Raw genomic sequence first — 25,115 nt, forward strand, 5'->3', positions numbered from 1 at the left:
ATTGGTGTAAGTTTTTTATACCTGAAATTGTCTTAGCTTTAAATCACACTTAAATATTTGATCATAAAAGCACCTCATAATTGTTCAATGTAACAATTATGAGGTGCTTCGTGTTATTACTCCGTTTACATGTTTAATTTTTTAATAAAATGAAGGCTTCGAAAGATTCTCCGTACCAGGTTCAACTACCCCAATATCTTCACGTTGGTACTTGCTTGGATCTTCGATGATACTGACAATCAACTTAGCGATTGCTTCCCGAGTAACTTGGGTTCCCTTAAATGGTTCACCAGCAGGGATAATCTTGTAGTTCTCGTTGTTCTTGTCGTTGTAAAGCCACGTCATCTTTAGATAAGTGTAGTCGACATCAGAATCAAGTAGTTCTTGATAGGCCTTCTTGGTGTCAGGATAGCCGCTTCCGATCATGTCATTATTCCATTTCTTGAATGGTCCAACGACCGTATCGTCAACGTCCAACAATCCGGCTACGATTAAGCGTTTGACGCCAGCCTGATCCATTGCCTTAATCACAGAACTCATTGCCTCAGCGTGGGGGACATCTGAAAAGACGATGTCTTGTCCCTTCATAACGTCCGTTAATTTACTGGTATCATTAATGTCGCCATCAACGATGGTCTCACGTTTAGGATCACTAGCGGTCAAACGACTTTTAGCGTTCCGTGCTAACAGCGTCATGTCGACGTCGGTTTCCTTTAATAACTTTGGGATTACGATGCTAGGAATTTGGCCTGCAGCACCTAGAATCAAGACTTTCTTTGCCATATGCATTTCCTCCTGTTTCTATTCATCACTTTTGACGCCCTTAGTGTGACGCATTTCGTAACGAACTACAAATGTTATGAACGCAGAGAACAGTAAAATAATGGCTACGATGGAGTAAGGATAGTGTGGATTGATGTCCATCAAAATTCCTGAAAAGATGGGTCCGATGATATTACCAACGCTTGTCAGTGACATGTTAAGACCGTTAATTAATCCTTGGTTGTTTTTGCCAAAACGGGTTAATAACGTCGTAATAGCTGGACGCAATACATCGAACGCACAGAATACGACTAGCGTTGCGATGATGACTTCAATCTTGGTATGGGCGAACAGAATCCAGACGATGCAGATCGAACTTAATATGAAACAGTCCCGAATTAGACCCAGTTCACCGCGCATTCTCACCAGCCAATCGAAGAAGACCATCTGCAGAACCAATGAGATCATTCCGTTGATGATTAGCACGATGGCGATGTTATCCAGGGTAAAGTGAAAGACCTGGTTGACGTAGATCGTATAGATACTTTCAAATCCCTGCAGACCAAAGGATGAAATTAAGATCATGGCAAAGAGTGCGACCATGGCACCGTTTAAGATGGATTTGAGTCCTTTCTCGGTGATGTGAACTTCCTCCATTACTGCGTTAGAACTACCAGTTTGTTTGATATGTTTTGGTAATCCCACCACGAAGAAGATGACGGCGATGATCCCGAGGGCACCCGCGAACCAAAATGGCGTTTTGTAGCCAAACTTGGCGAGGGCTCCTCCGATTCCGGGTCCAATGATTAATCCACCACTGAAGGCCGCCGAGAGGAGTCCAATTACCTTGGCTCGCTGTTCAGATGATGAGAGGTCAGCGGCCATTGCCATTGACGTCGGAACGACCATGGCGGCGGAAATTCCGCCGATCAGTCGTGAAACATCGAACAGCAAGAGCGTGTTCGATGCAGCAAACATTACCTCTGATACTGAATACAGTATTAATCCACCAGCTAAAATTGGTGCACGACCTACTTTATCAGAAACCCGTCCGACGATTGGTGAACCGATAAACTGAGCTAAAGCATATAATGATGTCATTGTTCCCATTTGAGCGGTTGTTAGGTGATATTCGTTCTTAATAAAGGGCTCAACTGGAATCACCAGACTCATCCCTAGACATATGATAAAGTTCGCAATAATCAGGATGAAAATTGCTCGTTTGGCTGCTTTTGACACGTCGATCCCTCCATTTTCGATAAGTAATATCTTCCATTTTAGCACGGCGTGACGCCCTCTCTCCAATTTTTTTGGCAGGGATTGTGAAGTCAAATAGGAGGAAAAGCCGAGTTTGCGGCACTAACCTTCTGTAAGTTAAATTTTGATTTCAATGGATTATACTTATTAATTGTAATTAGAAATCAAAATTAATAAAATGGACGCAACAAGAAAAACGAACTAAGAAAGGGTGGTTACATGAATAAGGAAGAATTAAACGCCAATTTAAAAAAGTATGCTGAATTAATTGTGAAGGTCGGTGTAAATGTGCAACCTGGTCAAACCGTCGTCTTGTACATTTCTGATCGACAACCGGAATTTGCCCACATGATTGTGAAAGAAGCTTATCAGGCTGGAGCCGCCGATGTGATGGTGAAGTGGGATGACACCTTTGTTTCCCAACAATTTCTGGAACACGCTAGTGAAGAGCGACTAGCCAATGTCCCTCAATACTTAGTCGACGAATCCCAATATATTGTAGACAAACACGCTGCTCGAATCTCGGTGCTTTCTGAAGATCCTGCAGCCTTTGCTAAGATCAACCCGAAACGAGTCGCCAAAAACTCTGCTGCCATGGGGAAAGCCACTAACGCGGTGCGGGTTGCTACCCAGAACAACGATCTAACTTGGACGGTTGTTGGTGCCGCTGATACCGCTTGGGCTAAACAAGTTTTCCCTGACTTATCTGACGATGAAGCCGTTGATAAGTTATGGCGAGAAATTTTCAAGACGGCACGGGTTGATAATGATGATCCGATTCAAGCTTGGAAGGAACACAAGGACCAGTTAGAAAGCAAAGCGGCCTGGTTAAACGAACAACAATTTGACACCCTCCAGTACCATTCACCACGGACTGACATGGAAGTTGGACTTCCTAAGAACCATGTGTGGGTTGGTGCGGGCAGCACTAGTGCTGACGGTATTCCATTCATGCCAAACATGCCAACCGAAGAGGTTTTTACCGCTCCTGACAAGCGCCGAATTAATGGTCATGTCACTTCCACGAAACCGCTGAGCTATGCTGGAACCCTCATTGAAGGCATGGAATTTACCTTTAAAGATGGTCAGGTTGTCAAAGCCACTGCTAAAAAAGGACAAAAAACACTGGATCACTTGCTGCAGACGGATCCTGGGGTTCGATCTCTAGGGGAAGTTTCTTTAGTTCCTGATCCAAGTCCGATTTCTCAGTCTGGGATTATTTTCTACAACACTTTGTATGACGAGAATGCGAGCGACCACATGGCCCTTGGCGCAGCCTACCCGTTTAGTGTGGTTGGCGGAACCGAAATGAGTCCAGTTGAGCTGGATCAGGCTGGCTTAAATAGCAGTCAGGAACACGTTGACTTCATGATGGGCTCTGATGACATGAACATTGACGGTGTGAAAGCTGACGGCACGGTGGTTCCGGTCTTTCGTAATGGAGACTGGGCCTAGTGAAAAAGTTAAACGGTGTGGGCGATCCAATTACGATTGCCTCGACCACCGATAACAACATGGCCCTTCCACTGGCCATTAATTACACGTCACTCTTATGTAATAACCCGCATACTAACTTTGAATTTTTTGTCGTAAACGATCATCTGAAGCAGTCTAATAAAAAATTGATGATGAGCCTGCAAAAAATCTTTGAAAATTGTTACTCGGTAAAGTTTTTAGATCCTCATGAAGAACTCTATCAACAGGCCAATACGGACGCTCCTAACAGTGTGATCAAACGAAACACTTACTACCGAATTGATATTCCCGAGGAGGTTAAACGACCTCGAATTCTGTACCTTGACGCTGACATGATCTGTGATGGTGATATCACTGGACTATGGCAGACTGACCTTGGTGGTAAAGTTGTTGGCGCCGTTGAAAATGCTGGTTACTTGGATCGGCTGCGTGAGATGGGTGTAAGTGAGAAACCGGGCCGTTACTTTAATGCCGGACTTCTCCTCATTGACACTAAGAAATGGAAGGAACAGGGAATTTCGCAAAGGGCACGAAACCTCGCTAATGATCATCCTGAAATTCTGCGCTTTCAGGATCAAGACGCTCTTAATGCCATCTTTAATGGGAACTGGCAGTCCCTGCCGTCTAAGTATAACGTTCAGAGTAATCTGGTAAAAGGGAAGTATCGGAAGAGTGGCACTGAATCAGGACGGAGATCGCAACAGGAAGCACTTAATCAACCCGTCATCATTCACTACACTAATTTTGATAAGCCCTGGTTAATAAGAAACGGTCATCTACATCCCTTACGAAGTTTGTATGATGAATACCAGAATAAGTTGCTGAATCAATTAGCTCATTATGTGAACTAGCAGCTTCAATCATAAATACGAAAAAAAGCATCCCAGAATTTTTATCTGAGATGCTTTTAATTTATTTAAATAGATAAGTAAGGACGGTTCCAACCATGTATGTCAAGATGTACAGCATCACAATTAACGAAATGTTCATAACGATGACGTTGTAAATCTCTTCTTTGTCCTGGTTGGTGTTGAACACCTTCACTTTCGACCAAACGTACGGATAGATCAGAATGGTTACCAAGGCGAAGTAGGGTACGATCCCAACTACCAGTGACAAGATGGGGATAACCAGGATTGAAAGCCAGTAGATCCAATCAAATACTCGGATCGAATTCTGTTTCCCGATGTAATCAACCAGGGTGTGTCGATTATTTCCAATGTCTTGTTCTAGATCACAGGTGTCGTTGGCCAGCTGAATGATGAAGAACAAAATAAACGGCAATAGGGTAACCAAGAAGGCGTCGAGCACACTCTGCAGGGTGAAGTTCCAGCGGTGGATGCTTCCCATGTACATATAAATCAAAGGAACAAAGAACGGAATCAGAGCGGCAACGGCCAGTTCACAGAGTGGCGTTGCGTCCAGTGGCTTTGGACCAGCCGAGTAAGCCAATCCTAGGATGAAACCGATTACTCCAATGACTAACGTGGGCCAGCCGGTGAAGTAACTGAGGATCAGTCCCGCAATTACGATGAAAGCACCAAATCCAAGGAGCCAGTGTTTGATCATGGAAAGACTAAGGTGGTTACTACCGATGGTACTGGTACTGTGCTTATAGTCCGTTTTGTCTGTTGCGTGTTCGTAGTCTTCCAAGTTGTTTTGCATGTTCAAAAATAGGTGCAGGGCAATTACAATCACGAAGGCAAAGATGGCATAAAGCCAGTTAAACGATCCATAGTAATAGTACGAAAAACTAGCCGCCAGGATGAGCCAGGTGACATCGAGTGGGGTGGTGTAAATCTCGGTCAGTTCATAAAAATATTTCCAGGTCATGATATAGTCTCCTCCTTGTTAATTATTAAAGAAAGAATTTGATTAAAGTTCCAATCATATAGGTAACGATATAGATTCCCATTAACATCGTCACACCACCAACGATATCATGGTAAACTTCTTTTTTACTCTGGTTGGTTAAAAAAACTTTAATCTTCTTCCATGCAAGCGGGTAAGCTAAAATAGTCAAATTAGAAAGTAGTGGGACGTATCCAAAGTAGGATAAAATTGGTATGATTAAGATTGTCAGCCAGAAAACGATTGTAAATAATTTAATTGCGTCTGATTTGCCGATGTAGTACACCAAGGTGTAACGGTGGTTACCAATGTCTTGGTGAAGGTCACAGGTATTGTTAGCTAACTGGGTAATGTAGGCCAGTACGAACAGGAACATGGTGCCTAAGAAAACGTCCCAGACACTACTCCACGTGAAGGGATGACGATTGATGCTTCCCAAGTAGACGTAGACCAGTGGATCAAAGAACATGATGAGCATGCCAGTTGCAAGCTCACAAAATGGAGTGGAATCCAGTGGACGGGGACCAGCGGAATAGGCAACCCCAAGGCCAAAACCGATCACCCCAATCACTAACGTGGGCCAACCGGTGAAGTAGGCCAAGATTAAACCTAAAATGGCGATGATAACGCCCATTCCAATTACCCAGTTTCTGATCATTTTAAGGCTTAAGTGATGCATCCCGATGATGCTGGTACTATGCTTGTAATCAGTAACATCAGTGGCGTGCTCGTAGTCCTCTAAGTTGTTATGTATGTTTAAAAAGAGATGCATGCCAAACACGATGAAGAAGGCCCACGTGGCGTAAAGCCAGTTAAAGGAGCCATAAAAGTAGTACGAAAAGCTGGCACAGAACAGTAGGAGTAAGACATCTACTGGAGTAGTGTACATTTCGGTTAATTGATAAAAGTATTTCCAAGTCATTGCGTTACCTCCAAAAATTGTTGTTAATGTTATTATTATTAAGGATAATGTTATTATTATAGTACCATGAAAGTATTGTAAAGTTACCATAAAAAAGGGAAAAGATATGAAAACTACCATTTGGAATAAATTTCCAGACCTTGAAAAAGAACTGGAACAGGTTCAATCGATCATAACTGATGAAATTCAGGTTCCCGAAGCTAATTTTGAACAGGGAATCGAACAATTAGTGACCGGAAACGGCAAGATGTTGCGGGCGGCACTCGTTTTGATTTCAGGTCACTTTGGGAAAGTGACCGTTGATCGCCAGAAATTATTGAAAGCTGCCGCCTCCATTGAGGTCATTCATTTGGCCTCTCTGGTCCACGATGATGTGATCGATCAATCGGACCTAAGACGGGGAGAAAGCACGTTAAACTCCCAATTTGGGCAGCGAGAAGCCATTTACCTGGGTGATTACCTGTTTACCAAGTACTTTGAGATGCTCTTGGACTACGCACCTAGTTTTGATAATTTACGCTATAACGTTGAGAGTATGAAGGACGTTCTGTTTGGCGAACTCGCTCAGGATGTCAGTAAATTTGATCTGGATCGTAGTGAGCAGGACTACTTTGATTCCATTCAGGGTAAGACTGCAGAACTCTTCAAGGTAGCCATGGGTGAAGGTGCCATTCTCTCTCAAGCGGATCAATCGACCATTCAAGTGGCCGAAAAGATTGGCTTAAACTTTGGGATGGCGTTTCAGATTAGAGACGATCTCCTAGACTTTGAGCCTGTCATTGAGACCGAGAAGCCCACTCTTCACGATGCAAGTGAGGGTGTCTACACTTTACCAGTAATTGAGGCTTTAAAGACCGCAGATGCGCCCCAACTAAAAAAGATCCTAAAAAAAGACCAGCTTGATAAAGCTGATCTTAAACAAATTGTTGAAATTGTAAGTGACAGTGGCGGAATGAAAGCGGCTCGTCAGATTTACGACCAGTATCTTGATGATGCTTTTCATCTCATTGCGAAGCTGCCGCAGTCCGAAAGTACTGTCATTCTTAAAACTATCATTTCTGAATTGTTTCAGTCATCCAAATAATCGAATTTTACTCTCCAACGTCCATTGCGTATAACCTACGGTAACGGGCGTTATTTTTATACAATTCTTTGGGATTTCCTTCCATTTTGATCACGCCATTTTCCAGGAAGATGACCTCGTTCATTTCGTCCAATCCCTGAAGATGATGGGTAACCCAGATGACGGTCTTGTCCCTTAGAACGCGACTAATTGTCTTAATCAGGTTGTTCTCAGTGATGGGATCCAGTCCCACGGTTGGTTCGTCTAACAAAACAATTGGATTATTCTGCAGCAAGATGCGGGCTAACGCAATTCGTTGCCTTTGACCACCTGAGAATCGGATTCCATTTTCTTTCACGTTGGTGTCGTATCCTTTCGGCAGTGATTCAATGTAGTCTGAGAGTCCCACGGCCTTAATGGCTTTTTTGACGTCTTCATCCGTCGCGGTTTCGTTTCCAATCCGGACGTTGTTTAGGACGCTGGTATCGAACAGAAACGGACTCTGATCCAGGACACTGAACCACTTGTAACTGTCAGAGCCCAACTTGTAGGCATCGACGTTGTTGATGAGCACGTGCCCACTGGTTGGAACAAGCGCACCGGTCAGTAGTTGTAGTAGGGTGGTTTTACCAACTCCACTGGGTCCGATGATCGCCAGTTTATGGTGTTTATCGATTTTAAAGGAGACGTCCTTGATGATGTCATTCTTATCGTCCTGATAATGAAAAGTTACGTGATCGAGCTTGATGGACTGAAATTCAGCCGGTGTTGGCAACTTTTCGTCAGTAACGTACGGATGTTTTTCTTCATCAGAGAGTTGATTTAAATGAACGACTGAGTCACTGTACATGGGCCATTCTTCGAGGGCCTGTGAGACGGGCACGAAGGCGTCCATTAAGGGAAAGATTCCCATAACGAAGGCAGCCGCGTAGTTGACGAGTTCCTGAGAACCCTTGAAGTACAGGTTCGACCACAAGAGGGTCCCAATAATGATGATCGCAAAGACAACTTTAATTAAGAATTCACGGTTCCACTCAAAGAGGTGAGTTTTGTCGTTTGATTTAGCGATTTTGGGATCGTTTTTGCGGACGTGGCTGATAAAGCCCTTTTCTCTTCCAGAAATCATCCAGTCGGCAATTCCTAGGGTAGAATCGGTCAAGTTCTCGTAAGACTGATGCAAAAGGGACTTTTGGTACTCCTTGGAAGCACCCCGCATTGCGACCGAAGCGAGGGGAACGAAGAACAAGACAATGGCGAACGCTACGAACATAAAGATGGCGTATGGCCAACTGATGATTCCGAGGGCCACAATGATCACGATTCCAGTGATGTAGGCCACGATGGTGGGGAAAATAGTCCGAAGATACAGGTTTTCTAGATGATCAATGTCGTCAGCCAGGACACCTAACAGGTCACCGGTTTGAAACTTTTCACTTAAAAAGAGGGCCGATGATTCAAGAGTAGTATAGAGGCGTTTTCTTAAAGCTGACGTTACCTTTAGCACCCAGTTATGACTGTTGATTCGTTCGAGATACTTGAAGACTGGTCGTCCAATTCCAAAGGCTCGCGTCAAGATGACTGGCACGTAGACGATCAGGATGTTGTACGGATGGGTTGCCGAACGGCTAATTAGATAGCCAGCAACGAACATTAGTCCGATTCCACATCCAAACGTGAGAACACCTAGAAAGAAGACCCAGAACAACAAGACCTTGTACTTAGTTAGATACGGTTTAATCCACGTATCGTGTTTAAGAAGTTTACGCATTGTCATCACCTCGAATCTCACTAATTAATCGTTTATAGGCCCCGTTTTGCTTGGTCAGTTCGGACTGAGTTCCTTGTTCAACGATTTTTCCGTCCTCCATGACCAAGATGTAGTCCATTTCGTTCATCCAGTGCAATCGATGAGTGGCAAAGATAACGAGATGGTCCTTAAAAATGGGAACCATGGTTTGTTTCAATTGATACTCGGTTTCAATGTCCAAATGTGCGGTCGGTTCATCAAGTAGGAGAATCGTTCGTTGGGTATCAAGTAGTGTGCGGGCCAGGGCAATCCGTTGGGCCTGACCACCACTGATACCACGACCACCTTCCCCGATCTTGGTGGCAGCTTTGTCGGGAAGACTATTTACAAAGCGCTCTAGGCCGGCTTTTTCAATGGCAGCGTTAATGGCATCCATATCAGCGTCGGGCTTGTAGAAAGCAATGTTTTGGGCAATTGTTCCGGCAAAGATGTAGGGATCCTGGGGAATGTAACTAATGTGTTTTTGCCACTCGGGTTGGGCCAAACTGTCAATTTTTTGACCGTTAACTTCAAATGGGAGATGGCCGTTCTCGTTGGTCGGTGAGAGCCAACCGCCAAGTAAGTTAAGCAAGGTCGACTTTCCTGATCCTGAGCGACCGACAATTCCAACGTTGACGAAGCCCTTTAAATTAAAGTTGGCGTCGGAGATGTTGTCCTCTTTTTGGTCATAACTAAAGTTTAAGTCACTGACCTTAAGGGTACTGTCAGCGGTCCAGTTCTGAAAGCCGTGAAGCTTGATTTGACTAGTCGGACTGGGCAAATCAAGAATGTGGTGAATGTCGATCATGGCATTTTTACCGTCTAGGGTTGCGTGATAGTCATTTCCGTAGTCCCGAACGGGCAAGAAGTAGTCCGGACATAGGATCAAGATGATCAGAGCGGGCAACAAGGTCACCGTTCCGTTAATCAATTTAACTCCTAGTAGGACGGCGACAATGGCAATTGACATCGTCGTGAAGAAATCGAGGGCAAACGTAGACAATAACGCCACTTTCAGCACACTCATCGTGCTTTTACGGTAGTTTTCACTGACCCGGTAAATGTTATCACCGTACCTCTTACTGAGTCCAAAGAGTTTCAGTGTCTTTAATCCCCGCATGCTGTCGATGAAGTTATTCGACATTTCTTTAAAGCCGGAGTATTGGCGGTCTGATTTGGCTTGAGCTGCGAGGCCCAAGATGACCATGAACAGGATGATAACTGGGAAGACCAGTAGCATGACGACCGCAGATAACCAGTTTACGAAGAAACTGTAAAGCAGGATAGTCCACGGAATAATGGCCAGGTTGATGGTTTTTTGCAAGATTAAATTAAGGTAGTTTTCTACCTTGTCAATGCCTTCAAGGGCAAGCGTGACCATGTGACCAGAACCGATGTTGGAGACCATGGCTGGTCCCAGTTCGAACTCTTTTTGCAGGAGCTGTTCCTTTAGCTGACTGCTTGCCTGACTAGCAAATTTATCAGTAATTTGATTTTCAATTCTTGTGATCAGATATCTTAATGCGAAAGCAACAAAAAAAGATAGCACGGGTATGGTTAACGCTGCTATCTTTTTTTGTTCCCAAGTAAGTACCATCGCCTGTGAAAGAAACACAGCTTCAAGAATGATAGCGATTGATTGAACGATCGCTAGAACACTTAGCTTGGCAATTAATTTTTTGACCCCAGGAATTGATAGAAGTTGTTTATCAAACATGTTTTATCAATCCTTATTTTTTTAGTATCCAGAATTAGTGTCTTCCATATCCTTAAGTGAGATACGGTGAAATTGTGAAATGTAACTCCAGGTGAAGTAAATCGCAATGATTGGTAGGAGGATACATGCCACAATTGTCATAACGACCAAAGTATATGGTGACGAAGAAGCATTCACGATGGAAATCGTGTGAGCTGGATTTTCTGCATTTAGTAGATTAGGGAATAAACCAACGAAGATCAGGATTACTAGCAGGGCAATGGTACTGGTACTAGCAAGGTATGCCTGTACTTCGTGACCAGTTGCACTGGTAATCTGACCCCAAATTGTTGTAGCAACGATTAATGCTAATACTACTACAGTTGAGATCAAATGTGTCTCAAAGAAGTTGGTTTGGAAATATAATGCAATCACAACTAGGATTTCCACTGGATATGCCAACCAGTACAGGTTGGAAGCCATTGCTGAGGCGTGATATCTGATCAAACCAGCCGTATGCAAGGCAATGTAGTGAAGACCCTGGTATAGACACAGAGCGGTTAACGTGATTCCACCGAGAACTGATAGTGGATTAATCACGTTTAGGAGGGAAACGTAAATGTTACCCTGACCGTCCATTGGTAACCGTTGAATCATGTCGGTGAACAGCATTCCGAACAAGAAGGGAATGAACACACTTCCGAAGAAGTTCGCCCACATCCAACGGTTTCGTCCTTTTCTGGTCTCTGCGTTTTCGGAGAATTCAAATGAAACTCCACGAAAAATCAGAGCGACCAAGATGAAGAACAATAGGAGATAAAATCCTGAGAACAATGAGGCATACCACATTGGCATGGCAGCGAACATTGAACCACCAGCGGCAACCAAGAAGACTTCGTTTCCACTCCAGTGCGGACCGATCGTTCGAAGGACAAGTGCTGCTTCGTCGTAGTTAGTAGCTAGAAAACGAGTTGACATCCCGGCCCCAAAGTCGGCTCCATCAAGAATTAGGAACAGTGCGAACAATAATCCAATCAAGAAATACCATAAAAGTTGTAATAAACTCATTTCTCAAAGGCCTCCTTTGAAAATGGATCTTCAGTGTCGTAACTCTCGTGGTCACCGACACCTTCAGGACCCTTGTAAAGTGCTTTTCGTGCGTACATAAACATGAAGACACCCAAGGTGGCAAATAAGAAGAAGTAAATAATAATGGTAAAGAGGACGGAACCTGCCGTCGTACTTGGTGAGACCGCCTTGGCAATTGGAAGTAATCCGTAGACAACCCATGGATCACGACCTCTTTCAGTAACTAACCAACCACAGGTGTTGATGATGAACGGCCCAAATGTCGCTACCGTCAGTAGTAGTGTTAGCCACCACTGTTTGCCAATCGTGTTCTTCTTTTTTCTTGAGAACCAAAGACCACAGATGGCAAGGAAAGCTAAGACAACGGCACCAAATGCCATGATTCTAAATGAATAGAACAGGGTATTTACTGGTGGATAGTAGTTCATGTTTTTCCCGAATTGCTTATTCCACTTCTTGTGGAGCTTAGCGTTGGTTTCGTTCATTCCAGTTACTGATCCACTTAGCTTATGATAAGTTAAGATGTCCATTAAGTATGGAATCTCAATCTTGAAGTCAGCCTTGTGTTCATTGGTATGAGCAATTTCAACGGCTGTCCATGAAGCAGGACTTTTGACGTTTTGGAATTCACCTTCAGCTGCGGCAAACTTCATTGGTTGTTGATGGCTTAAGTAAAGCATCTGTTGGTCTCCAGTTAGGAAACTACCGCAGACTGCAATTAATCCAACGGTCAAACCAATTCGCATTGATTTTCTGAAGAATTCTGGCCATTTCTTTCTGAAGATCATCCAAGCAGAAGCACCAGCAACGATAAATCCACCGGTAACTAAGGCTCCAAAAATAACATGGGGAAATTCGTACCAGAGCTGTTTATTTGTGAGAATGGCTGCAAAGCTAGTCATTAAAGCGTGACCAGTCTTAGGGTCAATTCGGTAACCAACTGGGTGCTGCATGAAACTGTTGGCAGCTAAAATCCAGAGGGCTGAAATGGCAGATCCGAAGAAGACCAACCAGATCATCAGAGCGTGCCAACCGGGCTTTAATTTGTCCCAAGTAAACATCCAAACTCCGATAAACGTTGATTCCAAGAAGAAGGCTAACAAAGCTTCGATGGCCAGTGGCGCACCGAAAATGTCACCCATGAATCTTGAATAATCAGACCAGTTCATCCCGAACTGGAATTCTTGAATTAAACCAGTTACAACACCAACTGCGAAACTGAGTAAGAAAATCTTACTCCAAAATCTAGTCATGGTTTTGTAGATTGGCTTTTTGGTAACCGCGTAGAAGGTTTCCATAATTGCTACAATCAGTGCCAGTCCAATTGACATGGGCACGAAGAAGAAATGGAAAATCGTGGTTTCAGCGAACTGAATCCGCGCTAGCGGCAAAACACTTAAACCTAAATTAAGCATCGTGATTAATTCCTCCTTAAATCAGTTTAGCTTTCTAACATGGTCCGGATGTTTCCAAGTTCCAATCCGTTCTTCTTGAAGATCATGTTTTTAAAGATTGGAACGATGCATCCCTTTAATTTAAATGTCATACCGAACATGTAGATTTCGGCAATTCCACTATAAGGTCCAAGGGAACAAACCGTTCCCATTGACTTGTAGTCGAATTTAACGGCAGACTTGCCGTTTAATTTATTGAGAAAATCGTTAACTGCCACGTCAGCCTCGTAGATCGAGATCTGACCAGTAGTTGGGAACATTCGTCCCGTTTTGTCGTCCTTAACAGCTGAGACATCACCAATTAGGTATTGGTTAGGGAAGTCGTTAAGACTCATGTCGGTGTTAACGGCAACTCGGTTTCTGTGTTCGTCTGGATACTGTGAAGCAGGAATAACGTCGGATCCCTTGACCCCAGCGGTCCAAAAGACTAAGTGTGATGGAATGAATTTATCATCTTTGCCGTAGTAAGCACCATCGGCGGTGATCTTTGACACCGTGTCACCCATCACAAACTTAACACCCTTCTTTTCAAGGAAGTGTTGAGCATAGTCGCCTAACTTTTTGTTGAACATTGGTAGAAAACCAGGGGCGATACAGGTAATCTTGAAGTCTTCCTTCTTAAAACCGTATTTCTTCGCCCACTTGGGAACCATGTGAACCAGGTCACCCAAGAGTTCAATTCCGGTAAAACCACCACCAACAACGACGATGTTTAAGAGTTTTGGATCTTTAAATTCATCGTATTCGTCTAGAGTGGTTTGAATCTTTTGGTAATCGGCAGTTGAGTTGTCAATGTCACTGATTTGAAGACCAAACTCGTCAGCACCTGGCGTGCCAAACGTTTCTGGTTCAAAACCTAACGCATTGAACAAGTAGTCGTAACTTAAATCACCATTTTTTTTGGTTGAAACTGTGTTATCTTTACCATTAACTTTAACAACGTCGTCTTCTATGAAATGAACCTTAGGACTGATCATGTCTGTAATTCTAAACATAAGTCGTTCTGGTGCTTCATCTCCTGATGCGACCTTATAAAGGCCGGTAGAGTCATAATGATAAGCATTTTTGTTAACTAAGGTAATGTCTAAATCAGCCTTACTCTTAGCCAAAAGCTTACAAGCCCTTAATCCAGCGAATCCACCGCCTAGTATTAAGACTTTTTTCATTATCAGGATCTCCTTTCATACACCTATTATTGTGTAAATCTTAACATTGTTTTAACCCTAATGCTGACATTGTGTCACTCTTTTTATAAATAAATTTTAATAAAATATTTTATTAAAAATAAAAGAGGTGGTCAAAGCCTTTTCAGCACTGTCATTTGGGCCTCAATAGGTGTTGATGCTTGAAAGTGATTTTGAGTTAGGCGATTATGAATGTAGGTAATAAGCAACGTAATTTTTTCCAAATTTAGGGAGTAGAATATGGCTAAAATTGACAAAATTTTAAATCAAGAGGGAATTGATCGAATTGCGATTAATCCCTATCAAAAATATTCGCGAGGATACATGGAACCTGGCAACCTTGGCGGTGGTTACGTCACAGGATTAAAGGTTGATGCTGGAACGCGTGAAAAAACGGACGATAGTATGTTGGATGGCATTGTCTCCTATGATCGAGCCGAATGTAAGAATGCCTACATCGGTCAAATCAACATGATGACGGCTTCTAGCTTTACCGGAGTCCAGGGGCACATCCTGGGATATGATCTACTGAGAAACCCCGCCGTTGATAAAGCGCAACCGCTCTTTTATGAAACCCAGTGGGATGGTTCCAAGCTTCCCATCTATGACGGGAAGCCGCTGCAAGATTCACTGGTGGAGTTTTTCGGGACGGCTGATAATCGGCGCCATTATCCCGCACCCGGTAGTTTCATTGTCTGTGCGAACAAGGGAGTCACGGCCGAACGACCACTTGATGATCGTCCGTTAAATCCGGGTGAAGCCTATGGAGTTTGGTCGGCCATTGCGATCTCAATTGCGAAGGATCCCGTTCATAACTCTTCCATGTTTATCGAAGACGCGGGGACCTGGAATACCCCAAATGAGGACGACTTAAACGAGTTTCTTTATCATCGGCGGGAAGCCATCGCTCACTCCATTGCCCAGTGTGGACAGGACGCTAGCACTTCGTTTGCTAGTTCATGGATCGGTTTTGCTCACGTCATGATGAAGCCAGGTGAGATTGGGAATGCCATCACCGTTGGACCGTATTTTTCCATGCCAGTGGACGCGGTGCCAGGAGGATCCATTTTGACCCCAGATGTCGATATGAACATCATGGAGGACTTGAGTCTGCCAGAATGGTTAGAGAAAATGGGATATCAATCGATCGTGGAAAACCAAGATATTCAATATTAATTACAAATGAAAAAGCCAGTCAATTTTTATTGACTGGCTTTTATTCTTTTTCAAGGTTAAGCATCTTACTCAAAGGTTTTGGAACGTGACGGGGACCTCTAACGGCCCTTACTCCGGCTCGTTTTAATTGCTCTAGGTTAAATTCAGTTGGTTTATACCTCTTAAGCAGATGTAAGCGCATGACGTAATGCATGGTGATGTTTTGGTCATGATAGTAATGCGGAAGGTTGACCGCTACCGCCACACATTTGTACTTGATGGCGGAAACGGGAGACGTAACGTAGATGTAGACCGTATCACCCACATGGATGTGGGTGGTTTGTTTCCAAATGATGGTTGCGTGTTTGGCAAAGTCACGTTCAAGGTCAAAGAACTTGGGGTTGGCTGGCACAATCCATTCCTGCCCGGTTGTCACCGGATCGTAGTTAAAGCAGTGGGTTGCAATGTTTTTTAGAATCGCAACGTAGGCTTTCTTGATGTTGGTAGCGAAGCCGCCCTGGGGATCGACCGCCCGGAAGTTGGTGTATTCCGCATGGTAATCATTATCCATTACTTTGCCAGCAACTTGGCCGTTTCGATCAACGGTGATGGAAACCGAAAAATTGGTTTGAGGGATGATGGTTGTGTATTCCAAGTGGTCGTTGACCGATTTAAAGCCGAAATTTCGTAGTTTCGTAAAATTTGGTTTTAAGTTCTTAAAAAGTTGTTGTTCAATCTCCATGATGTCCCTCTTGGGGATTAAGAAGAGCGTATTCAAGCCAACCGTATTCAGAAGCCCCTGTTTTAATCAGATTATTATCAGAATTGATTTGCCATAAGTACGTTTGGGTTTCTAAATGATTTGTTTCACAGAATGATTTTAAAATCTTCAAACCACGTGTGATTCCGAGGAGATCATTTTTAACTAAAATACATACATAATTACCGGCATCCCTTTTGATCATTGGGATGAAAAGCTTCTGTTGGTGGCTGACGGTTTCTTTGATGACTCTGAAGGAAGCATTTGGATAGCCATTGGGATTATTAACTGGTAAATTCGTTAAAAATCCTGACTTTCCAGTATCAATCACGGACAATGAATTCAATTGTTTATAAAACTCAGAAAAAAGTTGAGCCACTTCTTCTTCGGTACAGGTGGCCGATTCTTTTGAACACCAGAAAGTAGTTTGAACCCGTCTCTTAATGGCGGGCTGATATAAAACGGGCGGATCGGTAACGGTTTGCTGCTCAATTTTTTGGTTAATTACTTTTTGAATCTGGAGCAATTTATTAATTTTAGCGTCAATCCGGGTTTGCGCACTAAAGAGTTGCTCCCTTGAAGACTGATTGGACTTCCTTTGGATGACCTTAATTTCACTCAAAGAGATATCAAGTTTTCGGAGTCCCAAAATCAGCAGGAGGTCATATAGTTGCTGGTAATCGTAGTAACGATATCCAGCTTTCGTGCGATGGGCTGGTTTAAAGACGTCTTGTTGATCGTAGAAAATTAAGGTGCGACGGGTTGTGTTGGCTAGATCAGCCATCTCGCTTATTTTTAACATCCGAATTCCTCCTAAACGATGAGTTCTTAGTGTCATCATACAATTAATTATCAAGTAAAAAAATGTTGGATTAATTATGATGCAGAAACACCGCTGTTTAATTTATCATTGACTGTAACGTTTCGTTACAGTTTAAAATAATGACAGAAGATCGGAGGGAATTATGATGAAAACAAATAATGAGCAAGTTAATCACATTGAGGTTCGTGGTGGTAATGTACATAATTTAAAGAATATTGACGTTGATATTCCGTTAAATCAATTCGTGGCCATTTCAGGCCCTTCAGGATCAGGGAAAAGTTCTCTTGCAATGGGAATCCTGTACGCTGAAGGATCACGACGCTACTTAGAAGCGTTGTCGACCTATACCAGACGGAGGATTAGTCAGAGTAAAAGATCGAACGTACGGGAAGTGCGGCACATTCCATCTGCCATTGCCCTACGTCAACGACCAAACGTACCCTCAGTAGGCTCAATGAGTGAGATTTTTAACGTTGTAAGGTTGATTTTTTCCCGTTTAGGATCAACTGTGTGTCCTAACGGTCATCGCGTTCAACCCAGTCTTAAAATCGCACAATCCATGGATTTGCCGGGTGGACCCGACAGCAAGATGGGAATGATTACTTGTCCAACCTGCGGGGTGCAATTCATGGCCAAGTCAGCTGAGGACTTTGCGTTTAATGCTGGCGGTGCATGTAAGAGATGTCACGGAACCGGACAAGTACGGGAACTGGATGAGACTAAACTAATTGGGGATGAAAATCTCAGTCTAAAAGACGGGGCGGTTGCATCTTGGCATCTCCCTGGTAGAAATTTCATGCCGACGGTGGCGGCTAGTTTGGGCGTTCGGACCGATGTTCCCTATAAGGATTTAACTGATCACGAAAAAGACATTGTTTTGCATGGGAAGAAAAAACAATATCCAGTTGATTTTAGAACTTCAACAGGACGAGTCTTTCATACTGACAATACCCTTTATGAGAATGCGTATGAAGCTGTTTATGATTCATTAAAAAAATCCAAAAGTGATCGAGCAATGAATAAAATTAACGAATTCTTTCATTTTTCGGTCTGCCCAGTTTGTCATGGGACCCGTTTGGATCCTAGTTTGTTGACGCAAATTGTCGGCGATTTAAACATTGCTCAGGTGTCAGATCTTTCACTTGGAAAATTATCTGATTGGGAGAAGCAAACGAAGCAGGAGTTACCTGATGAGATGCAGGACATGGCGAATATCTTGTTTAAGAATTTAGCTGACACATTACAGCCATTGTTAGAACTAGGTCTCGATTACTTAACCCTAGCTCGAAACGGAAATAGCTTATCAACTGGGGAACTACAGCGGATTCAGTTAGCGAAGACCCTCAGGACTGAAACAACGGGGGTATTGTATGTTTTGGATGAACCGTCCATTGGACTACATCCAGCTAACATCAAGGGCTTAATTAACGTGTTTAAAAAATTGATTAAACAAGGCAATTCATTAGTGGTGGTTGACCACGAAGTTGACATTATTGAAGCAGCTGACTGGGTCATTGAAGTGGGACCTGGATCTGGTGACGCTGGAGGAAGAATCATCACCGAAGGGACGCCACACGACCTGATTGATGATCCTAAATCATTGATTGGTCCCTTTATGGCGGGTAAAGCTGACATAATGCATGAGAAGGTGCCAACCATGAAATCTTCTGATGAACTTACCACTCATTTGAAAGTTGGAAAATATTTTAACCTTCACGATGTTGATGTCACGATTCCAGGAAATGAAATTACGGCAGTTACTGGGTTCTCAGGTGCTGGGAAGACAAGTTTGATTTTGGACAGTCTCATCCCAGCGATCAGTGCTCATAATCATCATCAAGAATTACCTCATCAGGTTGAAGAATTAGACACTAATTTGACAAATGTAGTTAGTGTGGACGCCAAACCAGTTGGAAAAAATTCTCGGTCTAGTTTAGCTACCTATACTTCGATTATGGATAATTTAAGAAGAATGTTTGCGCACCTACCGGATTCCAAGAAGCGGGGATATGGGATGGCGTACTTCTCTTACAATAACAAGCAGGGAGCCTGCGAACACTGTGGTGGAGTGGGAATGATTTCACTCGACATTCAATATTTACCTGAGATGGAAGAAGTTTGTCCCTACTGTCATGGCTCCCGCTATAACCAAGCGATTCAACAGATTCATTGGCATGGCTACAGTATTGTGGACATCTTAAACATGTCAGTGAAAGAGGCCATAGAGGTGTTTAAGGGAGTTCCTAAGATTGAAAAGCAGTTGCGACTACTTGATGAGATCGGTTTGAACTATCTGAAGTTAGGGGAAAGTACTCCCAGCTTATCTGGCGGAGAAGCTCAGCGTTTGAAGTTAGTTAATCATCTCAATAAATCGCAAGACAAGACCCTGTTTGTCTTTGATGAACCCTCCGTTGGGTTACATCCCCAAGATATTCAGACACTGCTGGGTGTTATTAATAAATTAAAGAAGAGCGGGGCCACCGTGATTATTATTACCCATGATTTGGATCTGATGACAAATGCGGATTATTTGATTGATTTGGGGCCAAAGGGTGGTACAAATGGTGGTCAATTGATGGCCAGTGGTGAACCTAAAAAGCTAATCCAAAATCCAGTTAGTTCCACGCTTAAGTACTTGCGAAATCACTTTGTGAAATTTGGGTTAGTTTAGTTGATAGGAGAGAATTAATGGATATTTTAGAAAGATTGTTAAAGGGTGCTCACGTATCTGCTGCTGATCCTGGATTTGAGAAGGTTTCAGCTATTATTGATAAGAATTCATTGCTGGAACAAGATTTAAATTGTAATCGGCATACACATGCTGAACAGCATCAGTTGTTAGAAAAGATCATGCAACAAAAGATTGATCCGACTACTCAAGTTTCACTGCCGTTCCATACAGATTTTGGTCCTCATATTTTTTTGGGAAAGAATTGTTTTATTAATAAAAACTCGATGTTTGTTGACCTTGGTGGCGTTTATTTTGGTAATCATATTTTAGTTGGACCGAACGTTACCTTTACGTCTTTGAATCATACCCTTGATCCAACGCATCGTTGGGACGTTAACAGTGCATCCGTTCACATTGAAGATAATGTTTGGATTGGCGCCGATGTGACCATTTTGCCGGGAGTAACGGTCGGTAAAAATGCTGTTATTGGTGCTGGTTCTGTTGTGACTAAGGACGTAAAAGCGAACACGGTCGTGGTAGGAAGCCCAGCTCATTTCTTAAAAGCGATATAATGGATTTGATAATAAATCACATTTGATCTAGAAAGAAAGGTAGAGGGAAATGCACGCCAAATTAGGTAAATTTCATGGACTGCAAAAGGCACTTGGATCTCAATTCAATCAGTATCTTACGACTAACCTCCCTAAAGAAAGGGTAAGGGGATTATTGGTTGATAAAAGTGGAACCAAGACATCCGTTTTAATCATTACGAAGACCGAGTTGCTTATTTTTCAAGATGAGAATCAAACTTTTTCTCACCGATCCTACCCACGTAACATGATTGAAACCATGACATTCGTGAGTGGGGTTCCCAACGGCGCCCTTAAATTTCAGATTCGAAATCAAAAATTTAATTACCAAAACATTGTGTACGGTCGGGTCTATGACTTTACCCAGTCCGTTTTGAAACGTGGACTTACGGGTGCTAAATATGACAACACGATTCGTGGCGAAAGCAATTATCTCACTAACGCCGACCATGGTAAGGAAGTGGATCGGTTGCGAGTGGCCATGCAAAATGGAAAACTGAGTCGTTATGAGTACGACGACCTAAATGGTTCTATTTCTAAGGCTGGTAAGTAGAGGTAGATTGATGTTTCCATATCAAGTTGATCAAGAAATTTCATTACGGCTTCCGGATCAAGCGGGAGATTCCCGACACCTGTATCAGTTGGTTAATAATTCCCGTACCACGATCGCAAGGTGGTTGCCGTGGGCTAATTCGATGAGATCAGTAAAGTCCGAGCAGCAGTTTTTGACACAAACCATGGCATATTATCGTGCTGGAGATTCGGTTAACTTATTGATCATTTATCGAGATCAGATTGCTGGGATGATTAGTTTTAATTCGTTTGATGTTAACCAAAAGCAGGGTGAAATGGGGTACTGGCTTGGCAATCAGTACACTGGAAATGGAATTGTGCATCGAGCCGTTCTTTCCATGTGTCAAATTGGATTTTATGACTATCATTTGAATCAAATTCATATCAAAGCTGTGGTTGATAATGATCGTAGTAATCAGGTTGCCAAACGAGCTGGCTTTCATCTAAATCAGGTAATTCAAGATGGCATTCTAATCAACGGTGTGGGTTATCAAACTAATGATTGGATCATGAAAAAAGTGAATTATAAAGCTCATCAGTCTATTAAGGTCTGATGGGCTTTTTGACGTCTTAGAAACGGACGCATGAAAATGGAAGTATTATAATTGGACTAATGTAATGCTTTAATTACAGTGAAAATTAAATTAATAATGATGTTATTAACAAAGTGAGGTGCTTCAAATGAAATTTAGATACGCAAACGGGGTTCCTGAACACGTCAGCACGGTCACATCGAATCTTTTTAAAGCTGGTTCGGATCCTAAAGTGATTTCTTTTGGCGGTGGAATGCCTGCTCCGGAATTATTTCCGGTTGATGAGATTAAAGCCGCTGCCAACAAGGTTTTCGATCAGTATGGCCAAGTGGTTTTACAGTATTCCCAGTCGCTTGGATACGAAAAATTAAGAAAACAGATCGTGGACATCATGAAGGAACGCCACGTTGATACGGAGGTTAGTAACGTGGGAATTGTGACAGGGTCGGAACAGGCTATTGACATTGTTTCACGGATGTTGATTAACCCCGGCGACGTGGTTCTGACTGAGGATCCCACCTATCTCTCAGCGATTGATGTTTTTAAGTCGTATGGAGCTAAAATCGTTGGCATTCCCATGGACGAAGACGGGATGAAAACGGATGAGTTAGAAAAATTGATTCAAAAATATCCGGCCGCCAAGTTTATTTACACGATTCCAAACTTTCAAAATCCAACTGGACGAACCATGAGCGAACCACGACGTAAAGAATTGGTCCAGATCGGGAAAAAGGCCGGAATTCCCATTTTGGAAGACGATCCGTATGGGGCAATCCGTTACGCTGGTGAGTATTTACCGCCGCTCAAGCACTTTGATCATGATGGTGGCGTTATTTATCTGAGTTCGTTTTCTAAGATTTTGGCTCCGGGGTTACGGCTAGGTTGGTTAGTGGCAGCACAAAATTTCATGGATAAATTCATCCTGTTTAAACAAAATGCCGATCTTCACACCGATAATCTGACGCAGTACATCGTCTCGCAGTATCTGAGTGACGTTGACATTCACGAGCACATTAAAAAGATTACTGATACCTATGAACACCGGGCTAACCTAATGATGCAACAAATTGATAAGTATTTTCCTAAAAACGTTCGCCACAGTAAGCCTGAGGGTGGCATGTTTATCTGGGTGGAAGTTCCAGGAGTAAATACGGCAAAATTATATCAGACGTGTCTCAACAATAACGTGGTTTTTGTTCCCGGATCCGCTTTTTATGCTGATGACGCCCAACCGGGGACGTTCCGACTTAATTTCTCAAACATGAATGATGAAGAGATTAAAGAAGGGATCAAACGAATGGGAAAGGCCATTTCCGAAGTCGTTGGTCAATAAAATAAAAATAGCACCTAACTCATGCGAGTTAGATGCTATTTTTATTTATCTTTTATCCAATGAAGCTAAACTCGTGGATTTCTGTCCTAACTGCTTCTCGAGTTGTTTTTCCTTGTTAAATTCATTGTTGTAATTGTAATCTTTAGGATTAACCGGCTTAAAGCCCTTCGGATGATAGAAGCGCAGGAGATTTTCCTTGTTCAGTTTATCCGACAGTTCTAGTTCGGTGTTAACCTGCTTTTGGTTTTTGTTGATCTGTTCCTGTTGTGGTTTGGTGGGATGAAGCGGACGCTTGGTTCTATTATCGTAGACCGTTCCGTTAGCTGACGTGTACTGGGGTGAAACCCAATCACGGTTTCTAAAGGCCACGACCTGATCGTGTTGTTTTGAGAAAAGATCGGTTCCAAACTGAACGTACGGTTTGGAGTTAACACCCAAGAGGTGCAAGATCGTTGGCAAAACGTCGATTTCACCGCCATACGTGTGATGGATCTTTCCACCAGTCGTTCCTGGCATGTTGATCATGAAAGGAACCCTTTGAATCTGGCTGTGGTAGTAAGAGTTCCAATCGTTTGGCTTTACTCCTAACAACGGCGCCAAGCTCCGTTCGTCCTGATCCATTAGGCCGTAGTGGTCCCCGTAAATCACGATCATCGAGTTCTTATCGAGCCCCGTTTGGTGGAGATAATCATAGAATTCTTTGACGGACTGATCGAGGTAGTGGGCGGTCACAAAGTAGTTATTGACCTCTGGATTATCGGTGTTGGCGGTCTTAAACCGCATCTGTTTCTGATCCTTTTCGTCCAGAACGTACGGTAAGTGATTGGTAACCGTCAGATACTTGGCGTAGAACGGTTGTTGGAGATTTTCCAGGTATTTGTTGGAATCTTGAAAGAGGAGTTTGTCCTTTAATCCCATGCCTTCGGTTCGATCACCCTTTAAGTTGTAGTCCTTAGAACTAAAGAAATACTGGAAGCCAAGTCGCTTGTACGTGTTATTGCGGTTATAGAAATTGGCATCGTTACCGTGGAAAACGGCGGAGGTGTAGTTTTGTTGCTGCTTCAGGATGGCAGGGGCAGCTTGAAACGTGTTGGAATTTCCGTACTGTGAGAAGAGCGAACCTTCTGGCAGACCGTACGTACTAGTTTCCAGCATGTTTTCGGCGTCAGCCGTTCTTCCTTGTCCGACCTGATGATAGAAGTTATCAAATGAATTGGTCGATTGACTGTGGTAAATCTTGTTTAGAAATGGCGTAACTTCTTTGCCATTAATCTTCTTGTCGATCAAAAACTGTTGGAAGCTTTCCAGATGAATGATAATCACGTTCTTACCACGAGCTGAACCGTACATTGCCGGATTGGGAGCGGCATAGTGACTATTAGTAAATTTGAGGATGTCATTTAGATCAGATTTCTTAGCGGTGGACCGGGCAATATTGGTCTGAATCGATTTGGTCCAGTCGTAGACAGTGTAGTTGTCGATTCCGATATATTTGACGATGTCATTCTGCTTGCTTTGTGTACTTGATTGGGCAAACAGATTGGGATTATCAATGTGAGTTAGCACAAGATTGAGAATTAAGAAGAGAATTCCGATTCCGGTCGTAAGTAAGCTCCACCTTAGTTTTAAGGGATGCCGGTCAATTTTGATGACCCGAAACAGTAGTAATAGAATCACAATTACTAGGTCCAACCAGTAAAACGTATCCCATTTATTAATCAAGGCGGTGTCACTCGTAATCAACCCACCGTTTAAGTTAGAATGGCCAGTTGTCATCGTGTCGGCGGTCATGAAGCCAAGGAAGCCCCGGAAATACACGATATTTATGTATAGTAAGACGGTGTTTAAGAAATCAATAAAGATGATAAACGGATAAAACAGTTTTGCGGGCTTTAGATACAATGCCAGACTGAGTGTAATAATAATCGCGGCGAGCGGATTTATTAGTAAAATAATGTGTTGCATCCGACTCGCGGGAATCAGGTAAAAGACGTGATAGTACGCGTAAACAGTTTTAAACCAGAACAGCGCGACAAGTAGGATGAAGAAGCCAATCCGAGTGTTGAAGACGTGAAGAATTTTTTTGATGATTTTCAAAGTTAGACGTTCCTTTATGTATTAAAAATTATGTAAGTTA

At 42.9% G+C, this 25,115-nt stretch carries 21 protein-coding genes; 9 read left to right on the forward strand and 12 right to left on the reverse strand.

Annotated elements, in window-relative coordinates:
* Nucleotides 1–141 precede the first annotated feature (141 nt).
* Entirely contained in the window at nt 142–783 is a 642-nt protein-coding gene (locus FC73_RS02670) for an NAD(P)H-binding protein (protein ID WP_010022305.1), read from the reverse strand.
* Between the two features lie 18 nt (nt 784–801).
* A complete protein-coding gene (locus FC73_RS02675) occupies nt 802–2,001 on the reverse strand; it encodes an MFS transporter (protein ID WP_010022306.1) in 1,200 nt (399 codons plus the stop codon).
* A 237-nt stretch (nt 2,002–2,238) separates the two neighbouring features.
* On the opposite strand from FC73_RS02675, the gene FC73_RS02680 reads away from it, so the two are divergent.
* Nucleotides 2,239–3,474, forward strand: a complete 1,236-nt coding sequence (locus tag FC73_RS02680; RefSeq protein ID WP_010022307.1) for an aminopeptidase — start codon at nt 2,239–2,241, stop codon at nt 3,472–3,474.
* Entirely contained in the window at nt 3,474–4,346 is an 873-nt protein-coding gene (locus FC73_RS02685; protein ID WP_010022310.1) for a glycosyltransferase family 8 protein, read from the forward strand. Before FC73_RS02680 ends, FC73_RS02685 begins: the two co-directional genes overlap by 1 nt.
* A 61-nt stretch (nt 4,347–4,407) precedes the next feature.
* Here the strand turns inward: FC73_RS02685 and FC73_RS02690 are convergent, their stop codons facing one another.
* The gene (locus tag FC73_RS02690) at nt 4,408–5,328 is read right to left on the reverse strand and encodes a prenyltransferase (protein ID WP_010022314.1); all 921 of its coding nucleotides are present in this window, start codon (nt 5,326–5,328) and stop codon (nt 4,408–4,410) included.
* Nucleotides 5,329–5,353: 25 nt separating this feature from the next.
* On the reverse strand, nt 5,354–6,268 hold the full coding sequence (locus tag FC73_RS02695) for a prenyltransferase (RefSeq protein ID WP_010022315.1): 915 nt from the start codon (nt 6,266–6,268) through the stop codon (nt 5,354–5,356).
* A 106-nt stretch (nt 6,269–6,374) separates the two neighbouring features.
* Here FC73_RS02695 and FC73_RS02700 point away from each other — a divergent pair, with 106 nt between their 5' ends.
* The gene (locus FC73_RS02700) at nt 6,375–7,352 is read left to right on the forward strand and encodes a polyprenyl synthetase family protein (RefSeq protein ID WP_010022316.1); all 978 of its coding nucleotides are present in this window, start codon (nt 6,375–6,377) and stop codon (nt 7,350–7,352) included.
* A gap of 7 nt (nt 7,353–7,359) precedes the next feature.
* Here the strand turns inward: FC73_RS02700 and cydC are convergent, their stop codons facing one another.
* The 5 genes from cydC to FC73_RS02725 are packed head-to-tail and all read right to left on the reverse strand — an operon-like array spanning nt 7,360 to nt 14,522.
* On the reverse strand, nt 7,360–9,099 hold the full coding sequence (gene cydC / locus FC73_RS02705; RefSeq protein ID WP_010022318.1) for a thiol reductant ABC exporter subunit CydC: 1,740 nt from the start codon (nt 9,097–9,099) through the stop codon (nt 7,360–7,362).
* Nucleotides 9,092–10,834: a thiol reductant ABC exporter subunit CydD gene (gene cydD / locus FC73_RS02710; RefSeq protein WP_010022319.1), complete on the reverse strand. Its 1,743-nt coding sequence runs from the start codon at nt 10,832–10,834 to the stop codon at nt 9,092–9,094. Before cydD ends, cydC begins: the two co-directional genes overlap by 8 nt.
* A 21-nt stretch (nt 10,835–10,855) precedes the next feature.
* The gene (gene cydB, locus FC73_RS02715) at nt 10,856–11,881 is read right to left on the reverse strand and encodes a cytochrome d ubiquinol oxidase subunit II (RefSeq protein WP_010022321.1); all 1,026 of its coding nucleotides are present in this window, start codon (nt 11,879–11,881) and stop codon (nt 10,856–10,858) included.
* Nucleotides 11,878–13,317: a cytochrome ubiquinol oxidase subunit I gene (locus FC73_RS02720; RefSeq protein WP_010022322.1), complete on the reverse strand. Its 1,440-nt coding sequence runs from the start codon at nt 13,315–13,317 to the stop codon at nt 11,878–11,880. Before FC73_RS02720 ends, cydB begins: the two co-directional genes overlap by 4 nt.
* Nucleotides 13,318–13,343: 26 nt before the next feature.
* On the reverse strand, nt 13,344–14,522 hold the full coding sequence (locus FC73_RS02725; RefSeq protein ID WP_010022323.1) for an NAD(P)/FAD-dependent oxidoreductase: 1,179 nt from the start codon (nt 14,520–14,522) through the stop codon (nt 13,344–13,346).
* Between the two features lie 258 nt (nt 14,523–14,780).
* Here FC73_RS02725 and hdcA point away from each other — a divergent pair, with 258 nt between their 5' ends.
* A complete protein-coding gene (gene hdcA / locus FC73_RS02730; protein WP_010022324.1) occupies nt 14,781–15,716 on the forward strand; it encodes a histidine decarboxylase, pyruvoyl type in 936 nt (311 codons plus the stop codon).
* 40 nt (nt 15,717–15,756) lie between these two features.
* Here hdcA and FC73_RS02735 read toward each other — a convergent pair whose 3' ends face one another.
* Both FC73_RS02735 and FC73_RS02740 read right to left on the reverse strand, forming a co-directional pair.
* Nucleotides 15,757–16,437 (reverse strand): hypothetical protein, encoded by a 681-nt coding sequence (locus FC73_RS02735; RefSeq protein WP_010022325.1) that lies wholly within the window; start codon nt 16,435–16,437, stop codon nt 15,757–15,759.
* Nucleotides 16,427–17,257 carry a MerR family transcriptional regulator gene (locus FC73_RS02740; RefSeq protein WP_010022326.1) on the reverse strand — a complete coding sequence of 277 codons (831 nt, stop codon included), beginning with the start codon at nt 17,255–17,257 and terminating at the stop codon, nt 16,427–16,429. Before FC73_RS02740 ends, FC73_RS02735 begins: the two co-directional genes overlap by 11 nt.
* 163 nt (nt 17,258–17,420) lie before the next feature.
* Here FC73_RS02740 and FC73_RS02745 point away from each other — a divergent pair, with 163 nt between their 5' ends.
* The 5 genes from FC73_RS02745 (at nt 17,421) to FC73_RS02765 (ending at nt 22,978) form a co-directional block, all read left to right on the forward strand.
* A complete protein-coding gene (locus FC73_RS02745; RefSeq protein ID WP_040472328.1) occupies nt 17,421–19,949 on the forward strand; it encodes an AAA family ATPase in 2,529 nt (842 codons plus the stop codon).
* A gap of 17 nt (nt 19,950–19,966) precedes the next feature.
* Nucleotides 19,967–20,521 carry a DapH/DapD/GlmU-related protein gene (locus FC73_RS02750; RefSeq protein WP_010022329.1) on the forward strand — a complete coding sequence of 185 codons (555 nt, stop codon included), beginning with the start codon at nt 19,967–19,969 and terminating at the stop codon, nt 20,519–20,521.
* Nucleotides 20,522–20,570: 49 nt separating this feature from the next.
* A complete protein-coding gene (gene hdcB, locus FC73_RS02755) occupies nt 20,571–21,092 on the forward strand; it encodes a histidine decarboxylase maturation protein HdcB (RefSeq protein WP_010022331.1) in 522 nt (173 codons plus the stop codon).
* A gap of 10 nt (nt 21,093–21,102) precedes the next feature.
* On the forward strand, nt 21,103–21,666 hold the full coding sequence (locus tag FC73_RS02760; RefSeq protein ID WP_010022332.1) for a GNAT family N-acetyltransferase: 564 nt from the start codon (nt 21,103–21,105) through the stop codon (nt 21,664–21,666).
* A gap of 127 nt (nt 21,667–21,793) precedes the next feature.
* Nucleotides 21,794–22,978: an aminotransferase-like domain-containing protein gene (locus FC73_RS02765; RefSeq protein WP_010022333.1), complete on the forward strand. Its 1,185-nt coding sequence runs from the start codon at nt 21,794–21,796 to the stop codon at nt 22,976–22,978.
* Nucleotides 22,979–23,023: 45 nt separating this feature from the next.
* On the opposite strand, the gene FC73_RS02770 is transcribed toward FC73_RS02765, so the two are convergent.
* Nucleotides 23,024–25,075 (reverse strand): LTA synthase family protein, encoded by a 2,052-nt coding sequence (locus FC73_RS02770; protein WP_010022334.1) that lies wholly within the window; start codon nt 25,073–25,075, stop codon nt 23,024–23,026.
* Between the last annotated feature and the right edge of the window lie 40 nt (nt 25,076–25,115).

This window comes from Fructilactobacillus fructivorans (assembly GCF_001434095.1).
Taxonomy (GTDB): domain Bacteria; phylum Bacillota; class Bacilli; order Lactobacillales; family Lactobacillaceae; genus Fructilactobacillus; species Fructilactobacillus fructivorans.